Here is a 26,170-nt window from a genome sequence, read left to right on the forward strand (position 1 = left end):
TTACAATGCGTCTACGCAGTCTTTTACAAGTGTCGGACCTGTATATATGAGGCCACTATACACTTGTACAAGGCTTGCTCCTGCTTTTTGTTTCGCAACAGCATCTGCGCCCGACAAAATACCACCCACACCGATCAATGGAATTTGACCGTTTAATACTTTAGCAAAAGCTGCCAAACATGCCGTACTTTTTTCAAAGACTGGCGCACCGGATAGACCACCAGCTTCATCACCAAATGGAAGGCCTTCAACACCTTCACGTGACAAAGTCGTATTGGTGACAATCAGACCATCAATTTTAAATTTTAACAATTGTTGTGCAATAAAATTAATGTCTTCTGGTTCTAGATCTGGTGCAACTTTAAGTACTAAGGGTACATAATGTTGATTTTCATCCGCCAACTCGAGTTGACGTTTCTTGAGTGTCTCTAACAGTTCAGTCAAAGCATCACCGCTTTGTAAGCTGCGAAGATTTTTAGTGTTAGGAGATGAAATATTAACCGTAATATAAGAAGCGTAGCTATAAACTTTTTCTAGACAAATCAGATAATCATCAACTGCTTTTTCAACAGGTGTAACTGCATTTTTACCGATATTGATCCCAAGTACACCCTTAAATTTTGCAGCTTTGACATTTTCGATCAACTGATCCACGCCATCGTTGTTAAAACCCATACGGTTAATAATGGCTTTTGCTTTCGGTAAACGAAATAAACGAGGTTCAGGGTTCCCTGATTGTGGAAGGGGTGTAATTGTACCAATTTCAATAAAGCCGAAGCCCTGGCTCGCCAGCGCATCGATATAAGCACCGTTTTTATCAAGACCGGCTGCTAAACCAACAGGATTAGGAAATTCGATTCCCATACATGTCACTGGTTTAGACGCCACGTTTTGACGCATCATTCCCATCTTGTGAGAAGATTTCAACAGCGATAATGTCAGCTCATGTGCACGCTCTGGTGCTAAAGTAAACAACAAAGGGCGGGCTAGAGAATACAACATATCTATAAAAGTCTACTGCTTTTTAAGTCGGCATATTATAGGCACAGCACAAATAAAACACCATGCTTAGCAGATCTTTATTTTTACCGATTATTGTACACTCGCTGTTAATTTGACCTGTCCCGCTTCAGAACTTAACTCCATCTTTTCAATACTTAAGCCCATTTGAACCAATTGCGTCAAAAAATTGGCCAGAATTGCATAATTTTCATGCATCACTGCAATCTGTATTTGCTCACCGACTTGTTGCGATGCTACTGACAAGCCCTGTTGTTGCGATACACGCTGAACTTTTTCCAACGCGCTCAGTTGTGTATCACCTGCTGGTTTCATCGTGACGGCATTACTTTGCATCCAAACAACAGTATCTTTGAGTTCATTCACGCGCTTTTGTTGAAAATTTGCAGCTTTGTTCATATAAAACAGTGCCGAACCAATCGCTGCCACTACAACAAAAATCGTGGTAAAGACCACCATGACTCGTTCACGAGTAGAAAGTTGGTCTAAATAATCAGTGATGCGCTCAATTTGCCCATCTATACGTTGCTGTAGGTTTTCCATTTTTGTCATTATTGTATTTTCACCAATCCAATCGCGCCGTTGGCACTTGGTTGAATATTCCCTAATTCAACTTTAAAACCTTGTTGTTTTAATTGATTGGTTAGGGTTTGTAGTACTTCTGCCGAATTGGCTTTTAGCTCCATATTCAACATCGAGGCTTCATAGCTGACACGATTTGCAGAAATTTGGTTTTGCATTAAAACTGGCCCGACACGGCTCAGTAAAGACAAAGCCTGCGCATTGCCTGTTTGACTCTGACGCAATTGTGATTCGAACTGGCTTTTCAGCGTTTGTTCAGTCACAGGATAGCTTTGACCAAACCAATATTTAAACTGATCAATCGCTTGTGACGCAGTGATATTTGCCACTTTTTTGTATTGATACCAACGAACTGCATCATAGCTAAACTGTGTAATTAAAGCCGCAACCAAAACTGCTGCACATGCTTTCCAATAACCACTCACACCCGTATTGGCTTTGGCTTTCGGCAAAACATTCAGTGGATGTTGTTTCGGTTTTTTTATATTGGGTAGTTCATAATGAAAAGATTCAATGTAATCATGCGTTACAGCGGCTTCAAGACTATGCGTCTGATCTGAACTTAGATTTGAAATCTTATAGTTCGGCTGACCAATTTGATAATCTAAATACAATGCCAAATCATCAACAGACTGACCGACATATTCATTATTTCGGACCAATAAATGACCGCTGACATTTGCCAAAACATGTTGCCCAGCTTCTGGGCTTGGCAAGACCAAAAAGTCAGGTAATAACGAAATGACTTTTACAGGAATTAGCGTCAAAGCATGCTGCATCGTTTCGACTGTACTATGCGCAATCCCCATGACCGTTAATTCATCCGGACTTTGAAAATGATGCAATACTTTCATTGCATCCAAAGGCAAAATGACATATTCCTCAAGTAAATATTTTACGCCGTCTGGGCCAAGTTTTTTATATTGGTTTTTTGGAAAAATTTGCTGAATGATTTGTACATCACGACTTGGAAAGAAAACAACCGCTTCCTTTCCCGCATGTGGCTGAATTTCCTGAATCAATTGTTCAAGTGTCGATGACTGCTTCCAGAAATCCCCTTCTGACCATTGCCAAACCCCATTGGCTTCGGGCATCCATAAATACAACATTAATTTTTCTGCCGTTTTAATTGGTTTTTATGTTGATGGTATAAACGTTTTAATTTGTGTCGATAACCCTGGAGCAATGACCGCTTGTTCATAAATGCGCGCTTCTGCCAAAGCATAGGGATTAAAATATTCTGAGACCAAAACACTGGCCATATGTGCCACAACGTTCATATGGCACACCACCACAATAGACTCATAGGGTAAATGTGACAACCATTCCACTGCAACTTTGGCATCATCTTCCGGTTTGATGGCATTACAAATAACCACAGGTACATGTGGAAAATGTTTTTGCAAAGATGAAAGTGTTTGCTGCGCACGCAGTAGCGGACTCACCACAAATACGTCTGGTTGAATTATATCTTTCAAATATGCTGCAGTTTCTGCCGCTTGAGTTTGTCCGCGCGCTGTTAAAGGACGCTTTTCATCATTCCCCATCACAGGCAGAGCAGCTTCGCCATGCCTAACCAATGTCAGTTGCATAAAATTTCCTTATTCTATTCCGCACATTATATACAGCCAGTATGACAAAGCTATGTGTATTACATATTAATCTGCAAACTTAAACTTGCTGATGTGGTAAGACAAATTCAACATCACTACGATGGCCATTTTTCATCAATGACAATGCAATATTCAGTGCCGGCGCACCTTCAAAAATCACTTCGTACAATGCACTGGTAATTGGCATATATACACCCAACTCCTCAGAGCGTGCGCGTACTTGCACAATAGTATTAATCCCTTCTGCAGTTTGTCCTAGTTCTTTGGTCGCTTGTTCTAAACTTTTACCACTGCCGAGTGCAAAACCAACCTGGTAATTACGACTGAGCGGACTACTACAAGTTGCAAATAAATCACCGACACCAGATAAACCTAGGAATGTTAATGGGTTTGCCCCTAATTTCACAGCAAAGCGGCTCATTTCGGCCAAAGCACGTGTCAAAATCATGCTCTTAGTATTTTCACCGACACCATAAGCCGCAGCCAGACCCATCGCGACTGCATAGATATTTTTCAGAGCACCGCCCAATTCCACGCCATGCACATCGTCACTTGCAAATACACGGAATAAAGCACTGTGTAGCGCTTGTTGAACTGCATAACGAACCAGCTCAGATTGGCTTGCGATCACTGTTCCCGCAGGCTGTCCCGCAACAATTTCCTTCGCCAAGTTTGGCCCTGAAAGTACACCATAAGGGACTTCAGGAAGTTCTTCACGAATAATATCGCTCATAAAACTAAAGGTATTGGCTTCAATACCTTTGGTTAAAGACACCACTGCTTGTGAGGTGATAAAAGGTTTGATCTGCTGTAAAACACTACGGAAAGAATGGCTCGGAATAGCCACTAAAATAATGTCACGATTACATACTGCTTGTTCTAAATCTGAAACAGCGAGCAAACCTGCTTCTAATTGAAAATCTGGCAAGTAACGTTTATTGATATGTGTTGCATTGATATCCGCAGCCACCGCCTCATCACGAATCCATATCATGGTGTCACAGCCATTACGTACTGCAGTATTGGCCATCGCAGTACCAAAACTCCCACCACCCAAAACCGTAACACGTAGTGCAGTTTTTTGGTCTACTGACACAGGGCTAACAAGACTTGCAAAATCAAGTTCTGACATTGTTCTTTTATCCTAATTTCTTTACTGATCGATCTTGATCAATCGACCTATTTTTCACTTTTATTGGTTTGCTTTATGCCAATGGCTTACAAAGTCAGCAGACTGTATTTCAGCACGCGGTGGAATGGCTTTCACTGCTGTACCGATATAAATAATGCCTGAAATCAAATCATTTTCCGTTAAGCCTAAGGCTTGTTTAAACAATTTAGATTCAACCACCGCCCCACTACGCCACATGGTTGAAAAGCCCTGTGCTTGTAGAGAGAGCAAAAAATTTTGTACTGCTGCGCCTGAACTTAAGATTTGTTCGAAATGCGGAACTTTGGGATGATCTTGTAATTGAGTTAAGGCCAAAACCAATAGTGGCGCACGAAATGGATGGTGTTTCACACGTTCCAACTGCGCTTCTTCTGTTTGTCCAGTATCGGCTAAGGCATGTGAAAGCAACTCACCAAATGCCTCACGTTCAGTTTCGGGAATAATCACGAAACGCGTAGGCTTAAGACGATGATGATCTGGCGCCGTTAAAGCGGCTTGAAATGCATTTTCCAATTGCTCAGCATTCGGCGCAGGTTCAATTAAATGACCAATCGACTGACGCTGATGAATATTTTGATGAACTGTATCAACTGCTGATTTTAGAATTGACATCTATACACTGTACTTTAAAACGTTTGCTCAAGATTAGCATATTCTCAATAACTTACTCTAGAATGTTTACATCAGACTCGGTGCTTATTTGTTAAGTCAGCTTTATTCACAGATTTACTATAAAAAAACCGCATAACTTGTACAGCAGTTCCCTGTTCTATAAGAAATTTTATGTTCAAATAAATCAAATTGTTTCTAACTCGGGGCACCGCATGAAAAAATTCAACAAAACTGTTGCCATTGTTAGCACGCTAAGCGCAACTGTGCTTTTAGCTGCATGTACATCTACGCCAACAAAATCTTTAGCGATTCAAAAACCGAATAATCAATATGAAGTGACTGCCGTAGGTAAAACCAGTTTAGCGGCAAAAAATAATGCAATTGCAGCAGCAAATAGTACCTGTGGTAAAAATGCGACCCCTGTTGTCGTGGATGAAAAGCAAGAATACAACGGTGTTTTAAAAGGCGTGGTCGATGAAAAGACAGGTCAAATGATTCAGGCTGCGGCTGGCGTACTTGGCACCATTACAGGAAATAGCGGCAGTATCAGCAAAGATGATGATTACCAAACTGTACTGACCTTTAGTTGCCGTGCCAACTAAAACGTTAGTCTGTGATGTCGTTTTGTCATTAACTCAAAATGAAATTATCGTCATGAAATAATTGTTATGAAATAGTCGAGATGAAATAAAAAAAGCCTGCAAATCTGCAGGCTTTTTTAGAAGCAAAAATTAGCAATAACCGTCTAAACGGGTTAAAGGTAATTTTTGACCAATGGCTTTTTCAATTTCAGGTAATGAAAAAGCATCATCTTCAGACAAGAAACTGATACTCACACCACGAGTACCCGCACGACCTGTACGACCGATACGGTGTACATAATCATCAGACTGTTCAGGAAGTGTAAAGTTCACGACATGAGAAACGCCATCGACATGGATACCACGACCTGCAACGTCTGTTGCAATCATGATGTTATGTTGACCATTTTTAAACTGATCAAGCATTTTCAAACGCTTATCTTGAGCGATTTCACCTGACAACATCACCACTTTATAACCGTCTTTTTTGAGATGATCATAAAGTTTACGCACTTGATCACGACGGTTGGCAAAGATCATGACCTTTTCAATTGGTTCATCACGTAAGATGTCTTCCAATAATTTATATTTATCAGACTTCGCCACCATGTAGACACGTTGCTCAACGTCTGCGTTGGTTTTCTTTTCAGGCTCAATTTCAACTGTAACGGGTTCAAACAACCACTGCTGTGCAAGATTGAGCACGTCATAACTAAACGTCGCAGAGAACATTAGCGTTTGGCGTTGTTCTTTACGTGGTGAAAAACGCACAATACGTTTAACTGAAGGAATAAAGCCCATATCTAAAAGACGGTCAGCCTCATCAATCACTAAAAATTCTATTTGATCGAGCCAAACTTCTTTTTGTTCAACAAAGTCAATTAAGCGACCAGGGGTTGCAACCATAATGTCGACAAAATTACGGTTTAATAGATTTTTTTGTTTATCGAAATCTACTCCACCCAATAAAGTCATGACATTAAGATCAGTGTATTTCACTAATTCTTTGGCATCACTTTCAATTTGCAATGCAAGCTCACGGGTTGGTGCAAGAATCAATGCACGCGGCTCACCACGATAACGCTGTTCCTTAATTGGATTATTCAACAAGTCATTGATCACACTGACCAAGAAAGCCGCAGTCTTACCAGTACCAGTTTGAGCACGACCAATAGCGTCATGTCCAGCCAATGTAAATTTTAAAACCTTTTGCTGAATAGGCGTCATATCCTTAAAACCTAAAGCATCAATGGCTTTTTTAAGGTTCGGATGTAAATTTAAGGTTTCAAAACCTGATGACATATAGATGTGCCCTAATTGAATAATCACAAAATTGCTGAAGCATTATAAACAAAAAACGCCCCAATTTACATTGGAGCGTTTTTGAGTACATTCAGACGATTAGTCTAAAGGTTGTACTTCTTCAGCTTGGAAGCCTTTTTGACCTTTAACAACGCTGAATTCTACGCGTTGGCCGTCACGAAGTGAACGGTGGCCTTCGCCCATAATTGCGCGGAAATGAACGAATACGTCGTCGCCGCCGTTACGTTGAATAAAGCCAAAGCCTTTAGTGTCGTTGAACCATTTAACAACGCCTTGTTCACGAGCTGTCATAAGTTAATCCTTATCGTATTTAAAAAAGAAGGACCACCCGGTGTTGCAAACAGCAGACCAAACAAGGTTAAAAAAAATATTTTTATTTCTAAGCTTGTAATCATTCTGTAAAACTATCAACAAAATCCCGGTTACATCCAAATATATCAAGAGTTAAGAGGCTTCACAGCCAACAAAAATCTTAACAACGCAACGAGCTTAACACGGGTTTACCGCAATTAATAGATTTTTTTGATCTATTTTCCTTTTGAATATTCTTATTTTTTCACATCGTTTGAGTTATAAATCACAAAGGATTTTTACCTATTTTAGGTTGGGATTTGGCACTGTATTTGCTAATATTTCCATTGAAATGTAAACATGTTGGATCTGCTTCGTGAGTGACAGCCAAAATTCGCTTTTAACTGTAGATGCAATGGGTAAACCTTGCCCGATGCCACTATTGATGCTCAAAAAAGCTTTAAAGAAAAGTCCAGATCAATCTTTATTGTTAAAGTCATCCGATCCGCACAGCCAACAAGATGTATCACGATACTGTCAAATACATCAGTTAAACTGTGAAATGCGCAAAATTTCCGATTCTGAGTTTCATTACTTAATTGAATCTTAAAAAGATTCAGTTAAACTAAATTGCTTCATAATTGAATAAAAGTTTACATTTCTATACCCAATTTTCCATAATTTACGGAAATATTGGATTAAGATGAATCTTAGTTATTGGGCTTACCCATTTTAATTCTCAAGGAGAAAACATGAGTGACAGCAGCAATCAATTGATGCCCCTGTCATTATCGGCACCTGGGGTGAATCTTGGTGCTTATATTAGTACTGTTAATCAGATTCCAATTTTATCGGCCGAACAAGAAAAAGAGCTGGCCGAACGTTATTATTATGACCAAGATTTAGACGCAGCTAAAATGCTGGTGATGTCACATCTTCGTTTTGTTGTGCATATCGCACGTAGCTATGCAGGCTACGGCTTGCCACAAGGTGACCTGATTCAAGAAGGTAACTTGGGCTTAATGAAAGCGGTAAAACGTTTTGACCCAAACATGGGCGTACGTCTCGTATCTTTTGCTGTGCATTGGATTAAAGCAGAAATTCATGAATATGTGATTCGTAACTGGCGTATTGTCAAAATTGCGACCACTAAAGCGCAGCGTAAATTATTCTTTAATTTACGTAGCTTAAAAAAGTCATCTAAAAAATTAACTTTGGCTGAAGCACAGTCGATTGCCAATGACTTAAATGTAACACCTGAACAAGTCTTGGAAATGGAAGGCCGTTTAACTGCTTATGATGCTGCCTTTGAAGCTCAAGGTGATGATGACGATGAAGGTTCGACCCATGTCGCTCCTGCCCTTTATCTCGAAGATAACCGTTACGACCCTGCGCGTTTAGCGGAAGATGAAGATTACGAAGAACAAAGCACTTCAGCTTTACATGAAGCCATGGATCAGTTGGATGACCGTTCGCGTAACATCTTACAACGTCGCTGGTTAGATGACGAAAAGTCGACGCTGCATGAATTGGCGGCGGAATATAATGTATCTGCTGAACGTATTCGTCAGTTAGAAAAAAATGCGATGGAAAAAATTAAAGTCGCAATGTCCTCAAACTAAGTTGAAAGCTTTTCCTAGTCATCCTAAAAAAGAGCATTTCGATGCTCTTTTTTATGTCTGAATAGTATTGAATGACAAACTACAACACAAAAACTTTGGGCATTTTTGCTTTAACCCTGCGCGCTAAATATGCTATGGTTATGCGCAAATTTTGTTAAGGTGAATGCACATGTGGATTGCCATTTCCGCACTTAACTTAGCTTTTGCTGTGATGCTTGGTGCCATTGGTGCACACGGATTAAAAGCGCGCGCGACTGAAGCCCAATTGGCTTGGTGGCAAACTGCAACGGACTATTTCTTTTACCATGCACTAGGCTTACTTGCCCTCGCGATCTTATCCAAAGTCATTCCCCAACTTCCAATAAAAGCTAGTTTCCTCCTTATACAAGTTGGTATTTTCTTCTTCTGTGGTTCTTTATATGTGATGGCTCTAGGCTTACCACGTGGTCTCGGTGCAATTACCCCGATTGGTGGAGCGTTGATGATTGCTGGATGGCTCATATTGGCCTGGAATGCATTTAAATACGCAAAATAATTAACAACAGATTTTGGCCTTATTCAATAGGTAAGGCAGCAAGAACGGAATCCAAAAATGCAAATCTATTTAAACGGCGAAGCTACACAAACCGAATGTGTCAACCTCTTGCAATTGGTTCAACAATTACAACTGGAAGGCAAACGCTTCGCTGTTGAAAAAAATGAAATGATCATCTCGAAAAGTAAATTGGAACAAACCCCAATTGCAGAGCAAGATCATATTGAAATTATTCATGCCGTAGGTGGCGGCTAAAATGGAGCTCCCATGGAAGATACACCCCTAATCATTGGTTCACGTACATTTAATTCACGACTTTTAGTTGGTACAGGCAAGTACAAGGACTTAACGGAAACTGACCAGGCCATTCAAGCCAGTGGTGCTGAAATTGTGACCGTTGCCATTCGCCGTGTGAATATTGGTCAACATCCAGACCAACCAAACTTGCTTTCTGTAATTCCACCTGAAAAATATACAATCTTGCCAAATACAGCAGGTTGTTTCGATGCGAACAGTGCGGTCCGTACTTGCATGTTGGCGCGTGAACTATTAGATGGTCACAATCTGGTTAAACTTGAGGTTTTAGGCGATGAGAAAACCTTATATCCAAATATTACCGAGACTTTAAAAGCTGCACGTACATTGATTGACGATGGCTTTGAAATCATGGTTTATACCTCAGATGACCCAATTGTGGCACAAGAACTCGAAAGCATGGGCTGTGTAGCCATTATGCCTTTAGGTAGTCTTATTGGTTCAGGTTTAGGTATTCTCAACCCACACACCATTTCGATCATTAAAGACAACGCCAAAGTACCTGTTTTGGTCGATGCCGGTGTAGGTACAGCAAGTGATGCAGCGATAGCGATGGAATTGGGCTGTGATGGCGTATTAATGAATACAGCAATTGCAGCTGCACAAAACCCTGTTCTGATGGCTTCAGCGATGAAAAAAGCAGTTGAAGCAGGTCGTGAAGCTTTCCTAGCAGGACGTATGCCTCGTAAACGCATGGCAAATGCCAGTTCACCTGAAACTGGATACTTCTTTAAATAAGAACTCATTCACGGTATAAAAGAGGACTCTATTGAGTCCTTTTTTTGATTTTGCAAACCTGATAATAATGAAAATATCCCATATATTTTGTACTTTGAGTCTTTGTGCCGCATCTAGTTGGTTGTCTGCCCAAGTGCCGAGCACAGCCAAATCACCTGCGCCTCCAGGTTGGAACATTTTGATGGCTACGACTGGCGACCTAAACAAAGATCAAATGCCAGATATTGCGATGATCGTGGAAAAGCAAAAAGTCGATGTAGCGACCTATGATGACGATGGCAAAGTCGTTCATAACCATCCACGAAAACTCATCGTGTTTTTTAAAACCGCAAAGGGATATCAACGTATCGTTGAAAACAACAGCATCCCAGTCGCTCAGCAGCCCAATTCATGCTTACTTGACCCACTTGCTGAAGCAGAAGACATCCAAATCAGTAAAGGCAATTTACTCGTTCATTTTAGTTATTTTATGGCTTGTGGTGGCTGGGAATGGCCCCGACATAGTTATACCTTCCGTTGGCAAAATCAACACTTTGATCTGATTGGTTTTGACTACAATAGCTTTCACCGAGCTTCTGGTGAAGAAACATCGAAAAGCTATAATTTTTCGACCTTAAAACGTAAGGAAATTGTAGGCGGTAATATGTTTGAAGATGCCAAAACTCAGACCAAATGGTCAACCTTCAAAGCACCGAAGCAACTGACGCTTAAAAATATTAACTTTGATGATTTCTATACACAGTTCGAGTATTAAGCTAAACCTGAGCAATAAAAAACCGCCAATTTCGGCGGTTTTTTTAATTCAATTTGAATACACAACTTAAGGAATCAATCCTTCATCACGCATCGCAATTTGAACTGATTGGCGCTCTGCAACTTTGTTTCGTAATGCAATGATATTTTTATATGGCGTTAAATCATGTCCGATGCCATTTGACCAATTTGTCAGTACAAAGAGATAGGCATCCGCTGGGCCGAAGTTATCATCGACTAAATAATCGTTATCCGATTCACCAATCGCTTTATCGATATATGTCAATAAACGATCAATTTCTGCATAGGCTTTTTCTTTAGCGTCTGCATCTAGTGGAGCACCAAAGAATACGGCATAAGCATCATGTAATTCTGAGTTCAAATAGCCAAGCCATTCTAAAACTTTGGCACGACCTAAACCTGATGGCGGAATCAAGTCTTGTTTTGGATCATGCTGTGCAAGAAACGGTAAAATGGCCACGTTCTCGGTCAGGATCAAACCTGGGTTAATTTCTAATGCAGGTACATAACCTTTTGGGTTGATCTCGTAATAATCCACCCCTTTTTCTGTTTTATGGTTTTTTAGGTCAACACGGACCAAATCAAAATCGACATTAATTTCATTTAAAATTATATGTGATGCTAATGAACATGCACCTGGAGAATAATAAAGCTTCATATCTGATCCTTGTTATGTACTATTCAATGTTTTAAATCTCTTCTGTCAAACTTTCAAGTGATCAAACCTGTAAATTGCAAAAAAGCGTAAATGCTGAAACACATATACTCATTGACTATTGTCCATAATCAAGAAGATTTCAAGTCAATCTGTTATGCATTTTTATACTCAGTTGTTTTAACATAGCCGCGTTTAAGATTTGATGAAAAGTTACCGTGTTACAACTTAAAAAAGAACAATGGTTTTCCAATATTCGTACCGATGTGCTTGCAGGCTTGGTGGTTGGACTGGCGCTAATTCCAGAATCGATCGCCTTTTCAGCCATCGCTGGGGTTGATCCGCAGGTTGGTTTGTACGCTTCGTTTTGTATCGCCGTCACCATTGCCTTTTTTGGTGGTCGTACAGCAATGATTTCGGCTGCTACGGGTGCGATGGCCTTACTTATGATCACATTGGTCAAAGATCATGGTTTGCAATACCTTTTGGCTGCCACGGTTTTAACTGGTGTCATACAAATTATTGCGGGCTATTTTAAAGTCGCAAAACTTATGCGCTTCGTCTCGCAGTCGGTGGTGTATGGTTTCTTAAATGCACTCGCGATTTTAATTTTTTTCGCGCAGCTACCTGAAATGTCAAAGATGGATAGTTTGGGCTATGTGTTTATGCTTTTAGGGCTTGCAATTATTTATCTGTTTCCATATCTACCTAAAATTGGCAAAGCCATTCCATCACCGCTGATTTGCATTATTGTCCTCAGTGGCTTGGCATTATTTTTAGGTGCTGACCTGCGTACTGTCAGTGATTTGGGTAAGTTTCCAGAGACTTTACCTATTTTCTTGATTCCTGAAATTCCTTTCAATCTTGAAACCCTCACGATTATTTTTCCCTATTCCATCACCCTTGCAACAGTTGGACTATTAGAGACCATGATGACCACGACAGTGATCAATGAAGTCACTGGAACTGAAGGAGATCGTCATCAGGAATGTCGTGGTCAAGGGATTGCCAATATTGTCAGTGGCTTTATGGGCGGCATGGCTGGATGTGCCATGATTGGTCAGTCGATTATTAATGTCAGCTCTGGTGCGCGAACTCGCCTCTCCACTTTGGTTGCAGGTGTATTTTTGTTGTGCTTAGTGGTGTTCTTAAAAGACTGGTTGGCCTATGTCCCAATGGCTGCCTTAGTCGCAATTATGGTTATGGTATCGTTTACCACTTTCCAATGGAATTCAGTCAAGCAATTTTCAAAGCATCCAATGTCTTTTAATGTCGTGATGATTACTGTGGTGATCGTGGTGCTTGCAACACATAACTTGGCGCTTGGCGTATTGGTCGGCGTGCTCCTCTCTGCATTGTTTATTATCAATCAACTGGAAAGCTCGGTAAAAGTTACATCAGAACTTAAAAACAACATCCGTAGTTACACGGTCTATGGGCAAATTTTCTTTAGTAACTCTGAGAGTTTTTATCAATTTTTTGATTTTCAGGAGACGGTTAGTCAAGTGCGAATTGATCTGAGCCATGCCCATATTTGGGATATTACTTCCGTTAATATTTTGAAGAATGTCGTACAAAAATTTGAGTCAAAACAGATTCAAGTAGAGGTTTTTGGCTTAAATGAAGCAAGTAGCACTTTACTTGACCGTGTCAGTGACTAATGGACTTTTGAAGTATTCACTTAGATTCAAATCAATTTTCAATAAAGTGTGACCTATTGAAACCCTATGCAGGATGTATATAGCAAAGGGTTTCAATAATCAAAGTCTCATTTGTAATGACATTACATCAAATACTAAGCCTATAAAAAAGAGAAAAATTCACCATTCATTCGATTTAACTGTATAATTCATCTCATAAAATTATAACTATCAAAAATTAAACAAAGATTTGATGTGACTTTCTATTTATTTTTTTAAATTATGGATACACAAAATTGGGGGAATTTTGATGGTATGGTTTTGGTCACGACACTGCATTCAAGCAAATCGGCTGCTGATTTTAGCGAGTCTATTTTGCCTGCTATGTTGTATCGCTTTACCCACTTTTGCCAATCCCACGCCACAGATCACAAGTAGTCATTGTCCTGTTGAAATCACCCATATTGCCACAGCTAAAAGTGCTGTCGAGCAAGAGCGCCCACGTACAGGCTGGCAAAATCTGCAAAAGCTTCCAGACACTTGGAATAAACGTTGGCCGGATTATCATGGTATCGCTTGGTACAAAATCCAATTTAAGTTAAACTGTGACCTCCATCAGTTAAATCAACCCATTGCTATCGCCATACAAGGCATCACCCAAAGTGGACGGGTGTACATCAACGATGCCCTACTTTGGCAAGACTATATTTCAGCAGAACATTTTTCACGAAGCCAACATCAACCTAGACTATTGAACTTGCCTAGCTCGAGTTTAAAGCAAGGTGTAAATACCATTTGGGTGCAAGTGTATGGTTCGGTGACCCAAAAATCAGGACTCAGTTCAGTTCAAATTGGGGAATACCAGCAAGTCTATGACACCTTTAAAATTTGGTTACTCGAACAACGACAATTAGGCGAACTCAATACGATGATTAATTTCGTCGTGGCTGTGTTCTTTTTTTTAGCATGGCTCGCCAATCGTAATGAAAGAGCTTACTTATGGTTAACCATCACAGGCATGGCTTGGGTATTTTATAGCCTGTGTATTATTTTTAATGGGCCAATTTCATTTCTAACCACCGTACAGGTCGACCGCCTACAAAATATCATTTTCTGTTTTTATACGGTTTTTGGCTGTATTGGTGCGTGGTATTTTGCAAACCATCCTTTCCCGAAAATTCAAAAGCTGTTATTAAGCCTTGCCACTATCGCAGCACTCTGTATCGGTTTTGCACCAGAGGCTTATTTAAAGACCGTCATCCAAATTTGTTTTAGCTTCTTTGTTTTGGTCTTTGTGGCCAAATGTATTAGCTATCCGTACTTGGCGTATAAAGCCAAAATGGCTGAAACCTATTTGCTTGCAACGCTGTATCTGATTTATTTACCAATTGCGGTACATGATGCGCACTTTATGATGACCATGGAAGGCCATGCGCTCTCACCATATACTGGCCCACTAACCACCCTCGTTTTGGGCGGCGTACTGGCTTTGCGTTTAGCTCGACACACCCGTCAAATTGAGCGTTTTAATAAGACCTTAACTGAAAATGTACAACGAGCTGAACTGAAACTCGCTACCTCACTTGGTCAACAACATCAACTCGCGCTTGAAAATGCACGACTTCAAGAACGAATTCATTTATCTCATGACTTACATGATGGTTTAGGCGGATCAATTGTCCGTTCAATTTTACTGTTAGAACAAAATGACAAAATTGAAAAACCACAAATCATGTCGATGCTTAAACTGTTCCGTAATGATTTAAGACAAGTTATCGATTCGGGTTCAAGTATAGGGACGAAAGTTCCAGACACCCCGATCGAATGGGCGGCGCCGATTCGCCATCGCTTTGTACAGCTCTTTGAAGAATTAGACATGAGCTCGAGCTGGAAAATTGCTACCGAATGGATTCACTCACCCTCTGCGACCCAATGTCTCAATTTGACTCGTGTCGCAGAAGAAACCCTGACCAATATTCTAAAGCATAGTCAGGCTAGCAAAGTTCAAGTCAGTTTGTGCGAAACAGAGACTCAACTGATATTACGAATTGAAGATAATGGTATAGGCTTCAACCCTAATGATGTTGAACAAGGTCTACATGTTGGTCTACATAGTATGCAAACACGAATCCATCGTATCGGTGGTGAATTTAAAATACAGTCACAGCCGGGTTATACCGTTCTTGAGGCCATTTTGCCATTTAATCCTGATGGTGCTGACAGTGAAGATCTTGATGAAAAAACTGCTTAGGTTAATGTTAATTCATGACTTTTGAGCTAAGTAATTCACTGTACATTGCAAATGCTCAGCACGGCTTCAGTCGGTGATATTGAGTAAAAAGCGGATATATTCACGGTAAAAAATTTGACTTGTGCAACTCAGGACTTAAAATACCGCATTCGAATTTTTTACATTTGCCAAAGTTATGTCGAACGATCAATTAGACCAGCACGCTGTAGATCTGGATAACCTAAACGAACACCGTGAAATCGTGACGTTTATGCGCCGCTCTGCGCCACTTAATACTTCGCAACGTACTGCGCTGGAACAATATGGTCATCTAATTTTGGAATACCCTGTTGGTGATTTACGTCAGCATTTTGAGCACCCTGAACGCCCATTAACTGTAGAGATCGGTTTTGGTATGGGCCGCTCTTTGGTACTAATGGCAAAAGCAAACCCAGAGCGAAACTTTGTCGGCATTGAAGTGCATGTTCCGGGTATCGCTCAATGTGTGTATGAAGCCGGTCTTGCAGGTTTAACTAACCTTCGAGTATTGGATGCTGATGCCATCCAAGTGCTACGTGAAATGCCAGACAACAGTATTAACACTGTGCAATTATACTTCCCAGATCCATGGCAGAAGAAACGTCATTTCAAACGTCGTTTTGTATCTCATGACCGTATGCCATTGGTTGAAGAAAAATTAGAAATCGGCGGTACATTCCATTCAGCGACTGACTGGGAACCGTATGCTGAATGGATGATCGAAGTACTTGAAGAACGTCCACGTCTTGAAAACCTTGCAGGTAAAGGCAATAGCTACCCTCGTCCAGACTGGCGTCCGCAAACTAAGTTTGAACGTCGCGGAATTGAAGCAGGCCATAAAATTAATGACTTCATCTTCAAAAAAGTATATTAATTTTTGAATGAAGCAAAAAACCACCGTTAGCGGTGGTTTTTTATTGCTGTTTTTGATCTAAGATTTATCTGTGTTGTATCAAATCACATAAAATGAATAACCACTAAGCTACTTGCGCTTGGAGCTGACTTTATCGAATCATATCCACGGCTTTTTCAGCAATCATCACTGTCGGTGCATTGGTATTGCCATTTACCACAGAAGGCATGATAGATGCATCGACGACACGAAGGTTTTGAATGCCGTAGACTTTCAATTCAGGGTCAATCACAGACATCTCATCTACGCCCATCTTACAACTACCGACAGGGTGATAAACCGTATCCACACGCTGACGTAAGATTGCACGTATATCATCATCCGTTTTGACCAGTGAGGTAAATAAATCTTGCTGATAATGACTCGATAAAGACGGCGACATCATTAATTGCTGCATCAACTTAAAGCCTTGTACCAAATCTTTAAATCCTGTTCATCCCCTAAAAAGCTTGGATCAATCAATAATGGATTATTGACACTAGAACCACTTAGTTTGATCGTACCGCGACTTCTTGGATTGAGCAGACACACATGACACGACAAACCATGACTTGCATGAAATTTCCGTGCATGGTCATCTACTAACGCCACGATAAAGTGTAATTGCAAATTTGGTATTGCCAAATTGGGTGAAGACTTTAGAAAACCACCGCATTCTGCAAAATTTGAAGCAATCATGCCCCGCCGTTCCTTACGATAGCGACTGATCTGCTTGCACATATCAATTGAGCCGGGTAAGGACACGCCAAATGTGCCTTGGTATTCTTTGACTTTATAACCAAAAATGAAATCGGGATGATCGTGGAAGTTCTTTCCTACACCCGGTAAATGGTGCTTCAATTCAATGCCATGAGCTTGGAGTTCGCTCTGGTCGCCTACTCCAGACAACATTAAAATCTGTGGTGACTGCATCGCTCCGGCACTGAGCAAGACTTCACGTCTGGCTTTTAAGTGTTTCATTTGCCCTGCATGTTGTACTTCTACGCCAGTCGCGACTTGATGCTCTATGGTAATTTTATGCGTTGTTGCTTTGGTCAATACAGTTAAATTTGGTCGGTTTAAATGCGGAAACAAATAAGCACGCGCCACACTACAACGCTCTCCATTGATATGTGTTACCTGATAAATCCCTAAGCCTTCTTGTTCTGCGCCATTAAAATCATCAAGGACTTTATGACCTTGTGCACGAGCCGCTTCGGTATAGCGTTGATGGAAAATATTATCGCTTTGTACATCTGTGACGGAAAGAGGGCCGTCATTACCGTGAAATTCATTGTGTATTCGGTTGTTATTTTCCGAGCGAATAAAATATGGCAAGACCTCGTCGTATGACCAGCCAGTATTGCCCTGTGCCGCCCATTGATCATAGTCATTTTTATGTCCACGAATATAAATCATGGCATTAATACTCGATGAACCACCAAGGCATTTTCCACGTGGTTGATAGCCTTTACGACCATTCAAGCCAGCTTGAGGCACAGTTTCAAAGGCCCAATTATTGAACTTAGTCGGTAAACTCACCACGCATGCAGCTGGAATATTGACCGTCCACTGATCACCTTGCCCACCTGCTTCTAATAAGCACACAGATATATGTGGATCTTCACTGAGGCGTGCAGCAAGTACGCACCCCGCACTTCCACCACCAATCACAATGTAATCAAATTCCATTTTTGACATTATTTTCATCCAATTGATTATTTTTATAAATGTACAATAATGGATTTAACGCTGACAGAAAAGTTTCTTTCTTAAAATAATGAGCGCGATACCGAGCAAGAAAAATAAGACTATTGATCAAAATTTTGATGCAAGTTTCACTCATGCAACGTAGTAACTATATCGGTGAAAATGATCGATAAACTTAATACACTCAAACTTGGTCTTTATTCTTTTAATCCATAGCCGTTTTAAATGCACTGTAAGCTGCATAGCTAAAGATTTGACTGAAACAATAAATTTGATCAAAGCCTATTTCCGTCAGTAAGCTTTGATAGTGCTGCTGGCTAATCAGTTCAAAATCATCTTCTAAACGCTGCATCATTTTTGTCGCTTGCGCAGCAGATAAACCTTGCATTTGGCAAAATTCAGGCAGTATATGCTGCTCAAAACGCGAATGAGTTTGCATCAAGTCAAAACTTACAAAAATGCCCTGCGGTTTAAGCAATTCAAAAGCTTTTGCTAAAAAGTTAGTTTTCTCTGACAACAGAATGAAATGCGTCACCAAGATACTCAGCGCCGCATCAAAACAACTCGCCTGCTCAAAAGTAGTGTGACTGCCCAAAACAAATTTGACGCGATGCAACTGTCCAGCAGCTTCAACACTTTGCCGTGTTTGATTCAGCATATTTTCAGATAATTCTGTAACGGTAAATGACCATGTTGGATTCAAGGCCATGAGATAGCCCAATTCATAGCCCGTCCCACATCCAATAATCAGTACATGGGCATCTTCAGCGACATAGCAATTTAACACCGCCTGAATCTGTTGATGGACAAGTTCATAACCGGGAATTAATTTACGTATATGTGCATCATAACTTTCGACCACTTGTGGGCTATTAAAATCTTTTGCCATGTAACATCCTGTTTGACATGTATGTCTAAGCTAATAAATATTCATTATTCTATATGGATTGTTTATTTCTGATGATGCCCAAGAATCTGCTGACTCAACATTTCATAGACCGCTTTCAGATCGACTTGATCAGCTTGCTCAAGCATATTGGCATGCATCTGCATGATATTTTGATCCCCACGCATTGCAGGGCCTGTTTGCATGTTACGTGGTTCAGCCTGAGTAGCTTTATTGGCTGTCTCTAAAATCAAAGGATAAAGTAAGCTAAATTCGACTTGTTTTGCATCAACAATCTGCTTTGCCATGTCATAACAATAATTACTAAAATTACAGGCAAACACCGCAGCAAGATGCAGACTCAAGCGCTGTGCCGAATCATATTGATAAACCCTTTGGCTAATGCTGTTTGCTAAATCTGTAAGTGTCGTCAAATCTGCAGAGTCGGCCGCTTCTACAAAGATCGGTGTCGACATCCAGTCCACATCTCGATCTAAACTAAAGGTTTGTAAAGGATAAAACACCCCTGCTCGCGAATGCTGTTGGGTCAGTACCGTGATATTGGTGCTACCTGACGTATGCACAATCAAAACTTGTGGCAAATAAGCTTTCACTTGATGAATAACGGTTGCAATCGATTGGTCGCTCACCGCAATGATCAAAAGATCAGTCTCAGCATTCAACTTATTTGGGGTATGAATGGCTTCGGCACCTACACTTGCTGCAAGTTTTTCTGCCTTATCAAGATTTCGCGCATAAACTTGCACAATGTGATGTTGTGGATGAAGTACTTTGAGCAAATGATGTGCAACACGACCTGCACCCACAATACTGATTCGCATATAGTTTTAACTCATTTTCGATGGCTACAGCATGTCAGGAAAATATCGGACGTGCAAATCGAGTTGTATCGATAGAATGATTTATTTTCAATTCTTCACATTAGTTTCGCTCAGATAAGCACAAAAAAAGGGATGCGTTTCATCCCTTTTGCTAGACGTCAATCTAAGTCTAATGCATATCATATCGCTTTCAATCTAGACAATATTCGATATGCACTTTAGCTTTTACGATTTACCAATGATTTGATTCAGAGTCTGTAGGTATTGTTCTGCGTCACGGCGCGCATTGAATTTCTTTTCAAATACACCTGTGTTTTGCACACTGTTCGGTGTGTATTCTACCGAAACAACAAAGGTATCAAGCAAATCTCTATTAATCCGAATTGCAATAATATGATGTGAGTTTAAATAAAAACCATCATCAACCTTAACTAACATGACTCGCCTCAAAAATCTTGCATAATGAAATAGATAAAAATATCTAAACATTCATAAACTTGGATGCCTTACCGCATACAGTTATAAATAGGATAAACCGAAATCATTGTAACGCCATTATGTGATTTGTATTGCAATTATTATGCAATTTAAATGAATAATTAGAGAAAATCATTCAGTTCCAGTCATCTAAACATGATTGATTTTCAATCCTAGCTAAAGATTGGATAAAAAGACTGGATATAAAAAAGACTGGATATAAAAAAGCCTGCTGCCATAGCCATGGCAATAGGCTCATTTCAGTACGACTGATTTAACTCAAATCAATCGTACAATGTGGTTGAACGATTAAACACTCAACATACTGTTTAATGTTTCTGACACATTCTTCGATTTCACAACAGGTTTAAGTGCTTCAAGTTTTGCTTTGACTTCACTACGCTGCGGTTCTGCCAAAGTGTACCAACGGGACAAAATTTGCAGTAACCGTGAACCGACAATTGGATTCTTCTCATCGAGGAATTTTGCCAATTCAACAATGTGCTGCACACCAAAGCTCCATGTATTAACAGGATTGCTATTTAAACCGCCTGTAACCGCACGAATACGGTTCGGTACTTTCAAGTCATAGTCAGGATGAGCAGTAAGTGCTTTGATGGTTTCCGCAGTTGCTTTCGGATGAGCCGCTTGCAACATAAACCATTGGTCCATCGACAAAGCTTCATTTTTAAAGCGTGTATAGAAGGTTTCTAAAGCTTGCTGTGCTTGTGGTGCATCATTCCAAACCAATACTTTTAAAGCACCAAGGCGTTCAGACATATTTTGCGTGGTTTTAAACTGTTCAAAGGCTAAATCAAATACTGACTTATCCCCCTGACGCGCCATCATATTCAAAGCGATATTTTTCAGCGCGCGCACACCCATTGCCTGACTGAACTCTGCAGGCGCTTCTAATGTTTGATAAATATTTTTCCAGAAACCGGTAAATGACAATGCAACAGCGGTAAGTAAAGCATTGCGCTTTTCTTGGATCATGGCTGGATTGTAGTTCTCATCAATACGGCTGCCCAAATAGCCCTCAGCCGGAACATCCAGCAAGCGTGAAGCCAATAACGGATCTTTGCAGACCAATTGAGGCAGCAGCTTAGGCGAACTGATCGCATCTAAATAAATTTGCGCATCATGATCTTTCAGCAGAATGTTTTCGACCAGGCTCTGCGCCGCCTGCCATTGGTTAAAGCCATTGGTTTCATACTGCAGAAGGAATGCAAGCTCTTCATCTGAATAGTTAAATTCAAGATTAACAGGTGCAGAGAAGTTACGTAGTAAAGAAACAACAGGCTGAGTTTTTACACCGCTAAATGTAATGGTTGCAGTATCGGTATCAAATAAATACACGCCATCTTTGATGCCATTTTCAACCAATGCATCTGAGCTGAGAACTAACTGTTCACCACTCGTCGCATCAAACAATGCCAAAGCCACAGGAATAGGCACAGCTTTTAAATTTGGATATTTCGGATGAGCTTTTAAGCTTTGTTTCAAGCTTAAAGTATAGGTTTGATTTGCAGCATCGTACTCACCTTTTGCTTCAAGTTTTGGTGTACCCGGTTGGTTATACCAAATCAAGAAACTCGACAAATCTACACCAGAACCCGCTGTCAGAGCTGCTACCCAATCTTCAACAGTCACAGCTTGACCATCGTGGCGTTTGAAATATTCGTCAGTACCTGCACGGAATTTTTCTTTGCCCAAGAGTGTCGCCATCATGCGGTTAATTTCCGCACCTTTTTCATACACAGTTGCGGTATAAAAGTTATTAATTTCAACAAAATGATCTGGACGCGGTGGATGTGAAAGCGGGCCTGAATCTTCTGGGAACTGATGAGCTTTTAACACAGCAACGTCATCGATTCGTTGTACCGCAGCAGATTGTAAATCTTCTGAGAACGACTGATCACGGAATACCGTCAAACCTTCTTTTAAGCAGAGTTGGAACCAATCACGACAGGTAATACGGTTACCCGTCCAGTTATGGAAGTATTCATGTGCAATCACAGACTGAACGCGCATGATCGCAGCATCAGTGGTGTATTCTTCATCAGCAAGCACACAAGAGGTGTTGAAAATATTCAAACCTTTGTTTTCCATTGCACCCATGTTAAATGCACTGGTTGCCACGATCATATAATTGTCTAAATCATAAGGACGACCATAATGTTCTTCGTCCCAACGCATCGAATGTTTTAAAGCTTCCATGGCAATATGACATTTTGGAATGTCTTTTTCTTCTGCATAGATTTCTAAAGCAACATTACGACCTTCAGACGTCACATAAGTGTCTTTAAGTACTGCCAAATCACCAATCACACAAGCAAATAGATACGATGGTTTTTTGGTTGGATCTTGCCAAACGGTATAATGACGACCTTCACCGGTTTCACCCGCTTCAATCAAATTACCATTGGCAAGTAATACAGGGAATTTTTTATCCGCTTCGACACGTGTGGTAAATACCGACAACACATCTGGACGGTCAGGATAATAGGTAATTTTACGGAAGCCTTCAGGCTCGTTTTGAGTAACGAATAAATCGCCTGCCGCTTGGTATAAACCTTCGAGTTGAGTATTGCTTTCAGGATGAATCACGACTTCGGTTTCAATGACAGCTTGGTCAGGTGCATTTGAAATCACCAGTTGTTCTGCATCTACAACATAGGCATCTGCTGGCAAAACTTGACCATTTAAGCGAATTGATTTGAGTTCCAAATCACGACCCAATAACACCAAATCTCCAGCCGTTTGACGCTGCATCACTAATTTTGCATTTACATTCGTATGCTTATCAAAGACTTGAATATCAAGATCGATACTATCTACGACAAATGATGGTTTTTGATAATCTTTTAAATAAACAGTTTGGTCTGCTTCGACCACTGGATTTGCCGCAATATTCATATCTCGTCCTATTCCTTAGTTATTGCTTCATCAGCTTTTTGAACACATTGTGAATGACTTGATCATACGACAAGATGCATAAGCTGTCTTCGCATTTACAATGATTTATATATGGGCTCAGCGCATGTTGTTTTCAATCATCTTTATAGAATAATTTAAAGGCTGGCACATATTTTCGCCATGTTTAAGCAAAATAAATGCCTGAGTTGAGTACAGCTATAACAATGTGCAAATTTTTTATCTACCTAAAATAAATAAAGCGCCTATATACTAGACAGAGAAAGTACAGGTGCTTAATCCATCTGTACGTTCAAATTATTGCGCTCAAACTTACCTGCTTAAGACTTAGAGGATTATTGATTTGCAAAAATTAAATCGAGTGCGCTGTCATAGTCTGCAGCAAAGTAAAATTGAAATGCCGTGACTTTTGAGGTGAGGAATTGCTGAATTTCTTCCGTCGCACCCGCCACATAAATTTTAGATACTTGATGTTGCTGCGCCAGGCCCAATAACTCGATCGTCTTTTCCAGTGTTTGATCATGCCCAATAATCAGCGCACCAACCGTACCCTGTGGCTGCTTATATAATTGCATACGGGTGATATTGCTGTTTTTAAGTGCGTCTGACATATGTATTCCATACAAAGAAAGGATAAAAAAAGATCAAAACCTTTAGAAATCCAGCTGAATCATACTATGTATCAATTTCAGTAGATTCCGCTTTGTTTCAGTCCTGCAAGTTAAGATCATTAGAATTATAAGCTCAATATATACAAATATACTTTTCAAATCCAATCGCTTAGACGATTCCCTCCAAAAAGCACCTAAGCTCTCAAATAATCTCAGTCTTCTAATTTGGATTTGATTGCATACTTCTGTTTAAACCATGCACCAAGATGTTTCTTTTTCAACAGTTTAAGCATTTTGAGAATTCATTAGACATAGCCATACGCATCAATATTATTTTGTTACTTTTAAATTAATAATTTATTTTCAATATCTTAGTAAATAATTATAAAGTTTATCTGCTTTAAAATGTCTACTCAAAACATTTGAGCATGCGTTTTGCATCTACTTAATTGCCAAAAGCAAAATCATCAGGCTAAAACAAAAAGAGGTGCATTATGTTTATTAAAGAACACATCATCCGTATTGAAAATATGAAGACCCTGCAAGCGCTTGATGCTGCAAATATCGACCATCAAGTAATTGCAATGTTTATGACTTGCGAAGGGATTCCACTCAAAGCCTTTGAGGTCAGTTCATTACTTAACTCATATAGTGCATTAGGCACTAAAAAAGTCGCGTCTAAAAAAGTGCAAGCTTTAATACAAGCCAAACAACTTGGAGAGGAGGACGAATCGATCCCATGCCCAGCCGCCTATTAATAATCCATTCTGACTAAAAGCTGCATCATCACTATGCAGTTTTTTTATTTGTCGACATATCGCCTGAGCTGCCGCAACTGAAATTGCAAACCCGTCTTCAAACAGAGATGTGTATAATCAATTTAACCTTTCAAGAAACGCTGGCAACATGTTCAATATTCTACGCAAACAAATGGATGAAAGTACGCAATGCCCGTTGTGTCGTGCATCAATGTATTGGGTAGATGCTGAAAAATTAGATGAGCAAGAATTTAATTTTTATCAGTGTAGCCACTGTCATCATCAAATATTTCCAGAACAGCAATACAACTGTCATTGTGAAAACTGTCAGGCTGCGCGAAAAAAACTACTGAAAGAAACCCGTTTACAAGAACAGCGTAAACTCAAAAATAAAGATATCGTTGAACGTGAATTAAGTGAACTGAGTTTTTTACAGAAACTCTTTTTGCTGGCTTTATTGGATAATCACGTCCAAGAACATACGGCGCATCAAGAATTTATCGACTGGGACGCTATTAAGTATCATAACATCAGCCCGAATTATTTCTTCCAACAATCACTCAAAAAGCATCTCGTGCATGAGCAAATTTTGATTGTGAAAGATGATGCGCTACAAGCTGAACAGTTTTATATCAATGTCCGTCTGGATGGCTATTCGGAGCCCAGTCTTTTTAGCGTAGCGCAGCAACTCCGCCATTGGTTTTATGAAAATTTAGCCTTGGGTGTCCCGTTTAAAAGCGCTGACGAAGTGAAAGAATGTTTGTATCTCCTACTGTTTCAAGAAATTGTGCAATTTATGCAGTTTTACTGTAAGACATGGGGCATTCAAATTGCAGGGAATAAAAGCTTTCAAGTGTTCTGTTATCGCCTACTCGACCATCTTGCGGTTGGGCAGATTTACTATATGATTCAGTCAGCACTCGAATACCTACATAAACAAAAAGCTCTGCAAGTGCGTAATGAAAATTTCATTAATACAAATCTGTTAAAAAAGACCTTACAGCAATATCGTGAACGTGGCTTACAGGAAAAATGGGAAACCTTTACTCTACCTCGTCCGCCACAACTCCCCTTTAGTAAAATGAGTGAAATTTTGCTCTTTCACTTTTTAGGACTCGATGAAAGTATCTTTGTGCAACCGATACGCCATGCTTGGAAAAAAATCGAACCTCGCTTAAATTTTTATTCCACAAAGCGCTGCATGTACTGTGGTTCACAAGAGCTCTCTGTCGATTATGATGCCGCAGATTATGTGACCCTGTTCTGCCGTAATTGTAAACATCAAGACCATTACTTCACCCGCTAAGGGAGAAACC

At 40.1% G+C, this 26,170-nt stretch carries 26 protein-coding genes and 1 pseudogene; 12 read left to right on the forward strand and 15 right to left on the reverse strand.

What is annotated here, in order from left to right:
• From FTU77_RS02850 to FTU77_RS02875, 6 genes are all read right to left on the reverse strand, one after another.
• Positions 1–1,002, reverse strand: coding sequence for a quinone-dependent dihydroorotate dehydrogenase (locus FTU77_RS02850; RefSeq protein ID WP_180054523.1), 1,002 nt, complete (start codon positions 1,000–1,002; stop codon positions 1–3).
• A gap of 90 nt (positions 1,003–1,092) precedes the next feature.
• Entirely contained in the window at positions 1,093–1,572 is a 480-nt protein-coding gene (gene gspM, locus FTU77_RS02855) for a type II secretion system protein GspM (protein ID WP_180054525.1), read from the reverse strand.
• Entirely contained in the window at positions 1,572–2,711 is a 1,140-nt protein-coding gene (gspL, locus tag FTU77_RS02860; protein ID WP_180054527.1) for a type II secretion system protein GspL, read from the reverse strand. Before gspL ends, gspM begins: the two co-directional genes overlap by 1 nt.
• A 27-nt stretch (positions 2,712–2,738) precedes the next feature.
• Positions 2,739–3,194, reverse strand: a complete 456-nt coding sequence (locus tag FTU77_RS02865) for a phosphoglycerate mutase family protein (protein WP_180054529.1) — start codon at positions 3,192–3,194, stop codon at positions 2,739–2,741.
• 79 nt (positions 3,195–3,273) lie between these two features.
• Entirely contained in the window at positions 3,274–4,347 is a 1,074-nt protein-coding gene (locus tag FTU77_RS02870; RefSeq protein WP_180007311.1) for an NAD(P)H-dependent glycerol-3-phosphate dehydrogenase, read from the reverse strand.
• Positions 4,348–4,407: 60 nt separating this feature from the next.
• A complete protein-coding gene (locus FTU77_RS02875; protein ID WP_171525909.1) occupies positions 4,408–4,998 on the reverse strand; it encodes a nitroreductase family protein in 591 nt (196 codons plus the stop codon).
• A gap of 212 nt (positions 4,999–5,210) precedes the next feature.
• Here FTU77_RS02875 and FTU77_RS02880 point away from each other — a divergent pair, with 212 nt between their 5' ends.
• Positions 5,211–5,600, forward strand: a complete 390-nt coding sequence (locus tag FTU77_RS02880; RefSeq protein ID WP_078188876.1) for a hypothetical protein — start codon at positions 5,211–5,213, stop codon at positions 5,598–5,600.
• 129 nt (positions 5,601–5,729) lie between these two features.
• Here FTU77_RS02880 and rhlB read toward each other — a convergent pair whose 3' ends face one another.
• Both rhlB and FTU77_RS02890 read right to left on the reverse strand, forming a co-directional pair.
• Complete coding sequence (rhlB, locus tag FTU77_RS02885) at positions 5,730–6,881, reverse strand: ATP-dependent RNA helicase RhlB (RefSeq protein WP_180003018.1); 1,152 nt, start codon at positions 6,879–6,881, stop codon at positions 5,730–5,732.
• Positions 6,882–6,980: 99 nt separating this feature from the next.
• On the reverse strand, positions 6,981–7,193 hold the full coding sequence (locus tag FTU77_RS02890; protein ID WP_005014923.1) for a cold-shock protein: 213 nt from the start codon (positions 7,191–7,193) through the stop codon (positions 6,981–6,983).
• Between the two features lie 415 nt (positions 7,194–7,608).
• Here FTU77_RS02890 and FTU77_RS02895 point away from each other — a divergent pair, with 415 nt between their 5' ends.
• The 6 genes from FTU77_RS02895 to FTU77_RS02920 all read left to right on the forward strand — a co-directional run bounded on the left by FTU77_RS02895 (position 7,609) and on the right by FTU77_RS02920 (position 11,157).
• The gene (locus FTU77_RS02895; protein WP_078189214.1) at positions 7,609–7,803 is read left to right on the forward strand and encodes a sulfurtransferase TusA family protein; all 195 of its coding nucleotides are present in this window, start codon (positions 7,609–7,611) and stop codon (positions 7,801–7,803) included.
• A 142-nt stretch (positions 7,804–7,945) separates the two neighbouring features.
• Complete coding sequence (rpoH, locus tag FTU77_RS02900; protein WP_078188879.1) at positions 7,946–8,815, forward strand: RNA polymerase sigma factor RpoH; 870 nt, start codon at positions 7,946–7,948, stop codon at positions 8,813–8,815.
• A 169-nt stretch (positions 8,816–8,984) separates the two neighbouring features.
• Positions 8,985–9,350 (forward strand): DUF423 domain-containing protein, encoded by a 366-nt coding sequence (locus FTU77_RS02905; RefSeq protein WP_180054531.1) that lies wholly within the window; start codon positions 8,985–8,987, stop codon positions 9,348–9,350.
• Between the two features lie 57 nt (positions 9,351–9,407).
• Positions 9,408–9,605 carry a sulfur carrier protein ThiS gene (gene thiS, locus FTU77_RS02910; RefSeq protein ID WP_111885686.1) on the forward strand — a complete coding sequence of 66 codons (198 nt, stop codon included), beginning with the start codon at positions 9,408–9,410 and terminating at the stop codon, positions 9,603–9,605.
• A gap of 12 nt (positions 9,606–9,617) precedes the next feature.
• On the forward strand, positions 9,618–10,403 hold the full coding sequence (locus FTU77_RS02915) for a thiazole synthase (protein ID WP_180041316.1): 786 nt from the start codon (positions 9,618–9,620) through the stop codon (positions 10,401–10,403).
• Between the two features lie 181 nt (positions 10,404–10,584).
• The gene (locus FTU77_RS02920; RefSeq protein WP_180054533.1) at positions 10,585–11,157 is read left to right on the forward strand and encodes a hypothetical protein; all 573 of its coding nucleotides are present in this window, start codon (positions 10,585–10,587) and stop codon (positions 11,155–11,157) included.
• 66 nt (positions 11,158–11,223) lie between these two features.
• On the opposite strand, the gene FTU77_RS02925 is transcribed toward FTU77_RS02920, so the two are convergent.
• On the reverse strand, positions 11,224–11,835 hold the full coding sequence (locus FTU77_RS02925) for a glutathione binding-like protein (RefSeq protein ID WP_078188886.1): 612 nt from the start codon (positions 11,833–11,835) through the stop codon (positions 11,224–11,226).
• Between the two features lie 215 nt (positions 11,836–12,050).
• On the opposite strand from FTU77_RS02925, the gene FTU77_RS02930 reads away from it, so the two are divergent.
• From FTU77_RS02930 to trmB, 3 genes are all read left to right on the forward strand, one after another.
• On the forward strand, positions 12,051–13,493 hold the full coding sequence (locus FTU77_RS02930) for a SulP family inorganic anion transporter (protein WP_180054535.1): 1,443 nt from the start codon (positions 12,051–12,053) through the stop codon (positions 13,491–13,493).
• Positions 13,494–13,782: 289 nt separating this feature from the next.
• Positions 13,783–15,723, forward strand: coding sequence for a sensor histidine kinase (locus FTU77_RS02935; protein ID WP_180054537.1), 1,941 nt, complete (start codon positions 13,783–13,785; stop codon positions 15,721–15,723).
• 175 nt (positions 15,724–15,898) lie between these two features.
• Positions 15,899–16,615, forward strand: coding sequence for a tRNA (guanosine(46)-N7)-methyltransferase TrmB (gene trmB, locus FTU77_RS02940; protein WP_180023891.1), 717 nt, complete (start codon positions 15,899–15,901; stop codon positions 16,613–16,615).
• Positions 16,616–16,745: 130 nt separating this feature from the next.
• Here the strand turns inward: trmB and FTU77_RS02945 are convergent.
• The 6 genes and pseudogenes from FTU77_RS02945 to FTU77_RS02970 all read right to left on the reverse strand — a co-directional run bounded on the left by FTU77_RS02945 (position 16,746) and on the right by FTU77_RS02970 (position 24,096).
• A pseudogene (locus FTU77_RS02945) lies at positions 16,746–18,334 on the reverse strand (GMC family oxidoreductase).
• 214 nt (positions 18,335–18,548) lie between these two features.
• Positions 18,549–19,232: a class I SAM-dependent methyltransferase gene (locus tag FTU77_RS02950; protein ID WP_180054539.1), complete on the reverse strand. Its 684-nt coding sequence runs from the start codon at positions 19,230–19,232 to the stop codon at positions 18,549–18,551.
• Between the two features lie 62 nt (positions 19,233–19,294).
• Entirely contained in the window at positions 19,295–20,071 is a 777-nt protein-coding gene (locus tag FTU77_RS02955) for a Rossmann-like and DUF2520 domain-containing protein (RefSeq protein WP_180054541.1), read from the reverse strand.
• 225 nt (positions 20,072–20,296) lie between these two features.
• Entirely contained in the window at positions 20,297–20,509 is a 213-nt protein-coding gene (locus FTU77_RS02960) for a hypothetical protein (protein ID WP_180003031.1), read from the reverse strand.
• Between the two features lie 348 nt (positions 20,510–20,857).
• A complete protein-coding gene (gene pepN, locus FTU77_RS02965; RefSeq protein ID WP_180054543.1) occupies positions 20,858–23,467 on the reverse strand; it encodes an aminopeptidase N in 2,610 nt (869 codons plus the stop codon).
• A 353-nt stretch (positions 23,468–23,820) separates the two neighbouring features.
• Positions 23,821–24,096 (reverse strand): hypothetical protein, encoded by a 276-nt coding sequence (locus FTU77_RS02970; RefSeq protein ID WP_078193640.1) that lies wholly within the window; start codon positions 24,094–24,096, stop codon positions 23,821–23,823.
• Positions 24,097–24,590: 494 nt separating this feature from the next.
• On the opposite strand from FTU77_RS02970, the gene FTU77_RS02975 reads away from it, so the two are divergent.
• Both FTU77_RS02975 and FTU77_RS02980 read left to right on the forward strand, forming a co-directional pair.
• Complete coding sequence (locus FTU77_RS02975) at positions 24,591–24,854, forward strand: hypothetical protein (protein ID WP_078193641.1); 264 nt, start codon at positions 24,591–24,593, stop codon at positions 24,852–24,854.
• Positions 24,855–25,002: 148 nt separating this feature from the next.
• On the forward strand, positions 25,003–26,160 hold the full coding sequence (locus FTU77_RS02980; protein WP_180054545.1) for a hypothetical protein: 1,158 nt from the start codon (positions 25,003–25,005) through the stop codon (positions 26,158–26,160).
• Positions 26,161–26,170: the final 10 nt, after the last annotated feature.

This window comes from Acinetobacter sp. YH12142, from assembly GCF_013418435.1.
GTDB classification, from domain to species: Bacteria; Pseudomonadota; Gammaproteobacteria; order Pseudomonadales; family Moraxellaceae; genus Acinetobacter; species Acinetobacter amyesii.

What these genes read in the sequence shown, in the direction of transcription:
- FTU77_RS02920 (WP_180054533.1), top strand. Translation starts at nt 10,585, where the DNA reads ATGGCTACGACTGGCGACCTAAACAAAGATCAAATGCCAGATATTGCG.
- pepN (WP_180054543.1), bottom strand. Translation starts at nt 23,467, where the DNA reads ATGAATATTGCGGCAAATCCAGTGGTCGAAGCAGACCAAACTGTTTAT.
- gspM (WP_180054525.1), bottom strand. Translation starts at nt 1,572, where the DNA reads ATGACAAAAATGGAAAACCTACAGCAACGTATAGATGGGCAAATTGAG.
- FTU77_RS02890 (WP_005014923.1), bottom strand. Translation starts at nt 7,193, where the DNA reads ATGACAGCTCGTGAACAAGGCGTTGTTAAATGGTTCAACGACACTAAA.
- rpoH (WP_078188879.1), top strand. Translation starts at nt 7,946, where the DNA reads ATGAGTGACAGCAGCAATCAATTGATGCCCCTGTCATTATCGGCACCT.
- FTU77_RS02865 (WP_180054529.1), bottom strand. Translation starts at nt 3,194, where the DNA reads ATGCAACTGACATTGGTTAGGCATGGCGAAGCTGCTCTGCCTGTGATG.
- FTU77_RS02960 (WP_180003031.1), bottom strand. Translation starts at nt 20,509, where the DNA reads ATGTTAGTTAAGGTTGATGATGGTTTTTATTTAAACTCACATCATATT.
- FTU77_RS02880 (WP_078188876.1), top strand. Translation starts at nt 5,211, where the DNA reads ATGAAAAAATTCAACAAAACTGTTGCCATTGTTAGCACGCTAAGCGCA.
- FTU77_RS02915 (WP_180041316.1), top strand. Translation starts at nt 9,618, where the DNA reads ATGGAAGATACACCCCTAATCATTGGTTCACGTACATTTAATTCACGA.
- FTU77_RS02975 (WP_078193641.1), top strand. Translation starts at nt 24,591, where the DNA reads ATGTTTATTAAAGAACACATCATCCGTATTGAAAATATGAAGACCCTG.
- gspL (WP_180054527.1), bottom strand. Translation starts at nt 2,711, where the DNA reads ATGTTGTATTTATGGATGCCCGAAGCCAATGGGGTTTGGCAATGGTCA.
- FTU77_RS02980 (WP_180054545.1), top strand. Translation starts at nt 25,003, where the DNA reads ATGTTCAATATTCTACGCAAACAAATGGATGAAAGTACGCAATGCCCG.
- trmB (WP_180023891.1), top strand. Translation starts at nt 15,899, where the DNA reads ATGTCGAACGATCAATTAGACCAGCACGCTGTAGATCTGGATAACCTA.
- thiS (WP_111885686.1), top strand. Translation starts at nt 9,408, where the DNA reads ATGCAAATCTATTTAAACGGCGAAGCTACACAAACCGAATGTGTCAAC.
- FTU77_RS02925 (WP_078188886.1), bottom strand. Translation starts at nt 11,835, where the DNA reads ATGAAGCTTTATTATTCTCCAGGTGCATGTTCATTAGCATCACATATA.
- FTU77_RS02935 (WP_180054537.1), top strand. Translation starts at nt 13,783, where the DNA reads ATGGTATGGTTTTGGTCACGACACTGCATTCAAGCAAATCGGCTGCTG.
- FTU77_RS02870 (WP_180007311.1), bottom strand. Translation starts at nt 4,347, where the DNA reads ATGTCAGAACTTGATTTTGCAAGTCTTGTTAGCCCTGTGTCAGTAGAC.
- FTU77_RS02850 (WP_180054523.1), bottom strand. Translation starts at nt 1,002, where the DNA reads ATGTTGTATTCTCTAGCCCGCCCTTTGTTGTTTACTTTAGCACCAGAG.
- FTU77_RS02905 (WP_180054531.1), top strand. Translation starts at nt 8,985, where the DNA reads ATGTGGATTGCCATTTCCGCACTTAACTTAGCTTTTGCTGTGATGCTT.
- FTU77_RS02970 (WP_078193640.1), bottom strand. Translation starts at nt 24,096, where the DNA reads ATGTCAGACGCACTTAAAAACAGCAATATCACCCGTATGCAATTATAT.
- FTU77_RS02955 (WP_180054541.1), bottom strand. Translation starts at nt 20,071, where the DNA reads ATGCGAATCAGTATTGTGGGTGCAGGTCGTGTTGCACATCATTTGCTC.
- FTU77_RS02895 (WP_078189214.1), top strand. Translation starts at nt 7,609, where the DNA reads ATGGGTAAACCTTGCCCGATGCCACTATTGATGCTCAAAAAAGCTTTA.
- FTU77_RS02950 (WP_180054539.1), bottom strand. Translation starts at nt 19,232, where the DNA reads ATGGCAAAAGATTTTAATAGCCCACAAGTGGTCGAAAGTTATGATGCA.
- rhlB (WP_180003018.1), bottom strand. Translation starts at nt 6,881, where the DNA reads ATGTCATCAGGTTTTGAAACCTTAAATTTACATCCGAACCTTAAAAAA.
- FTU77_RS02875 (WP_171525909.1), bottom strand. Translation starts at nt 4,998, where the DNA reads ATGTCAATTCTAAAATCAGCAGTTGATACAGTTCATCAAAATATTCAT.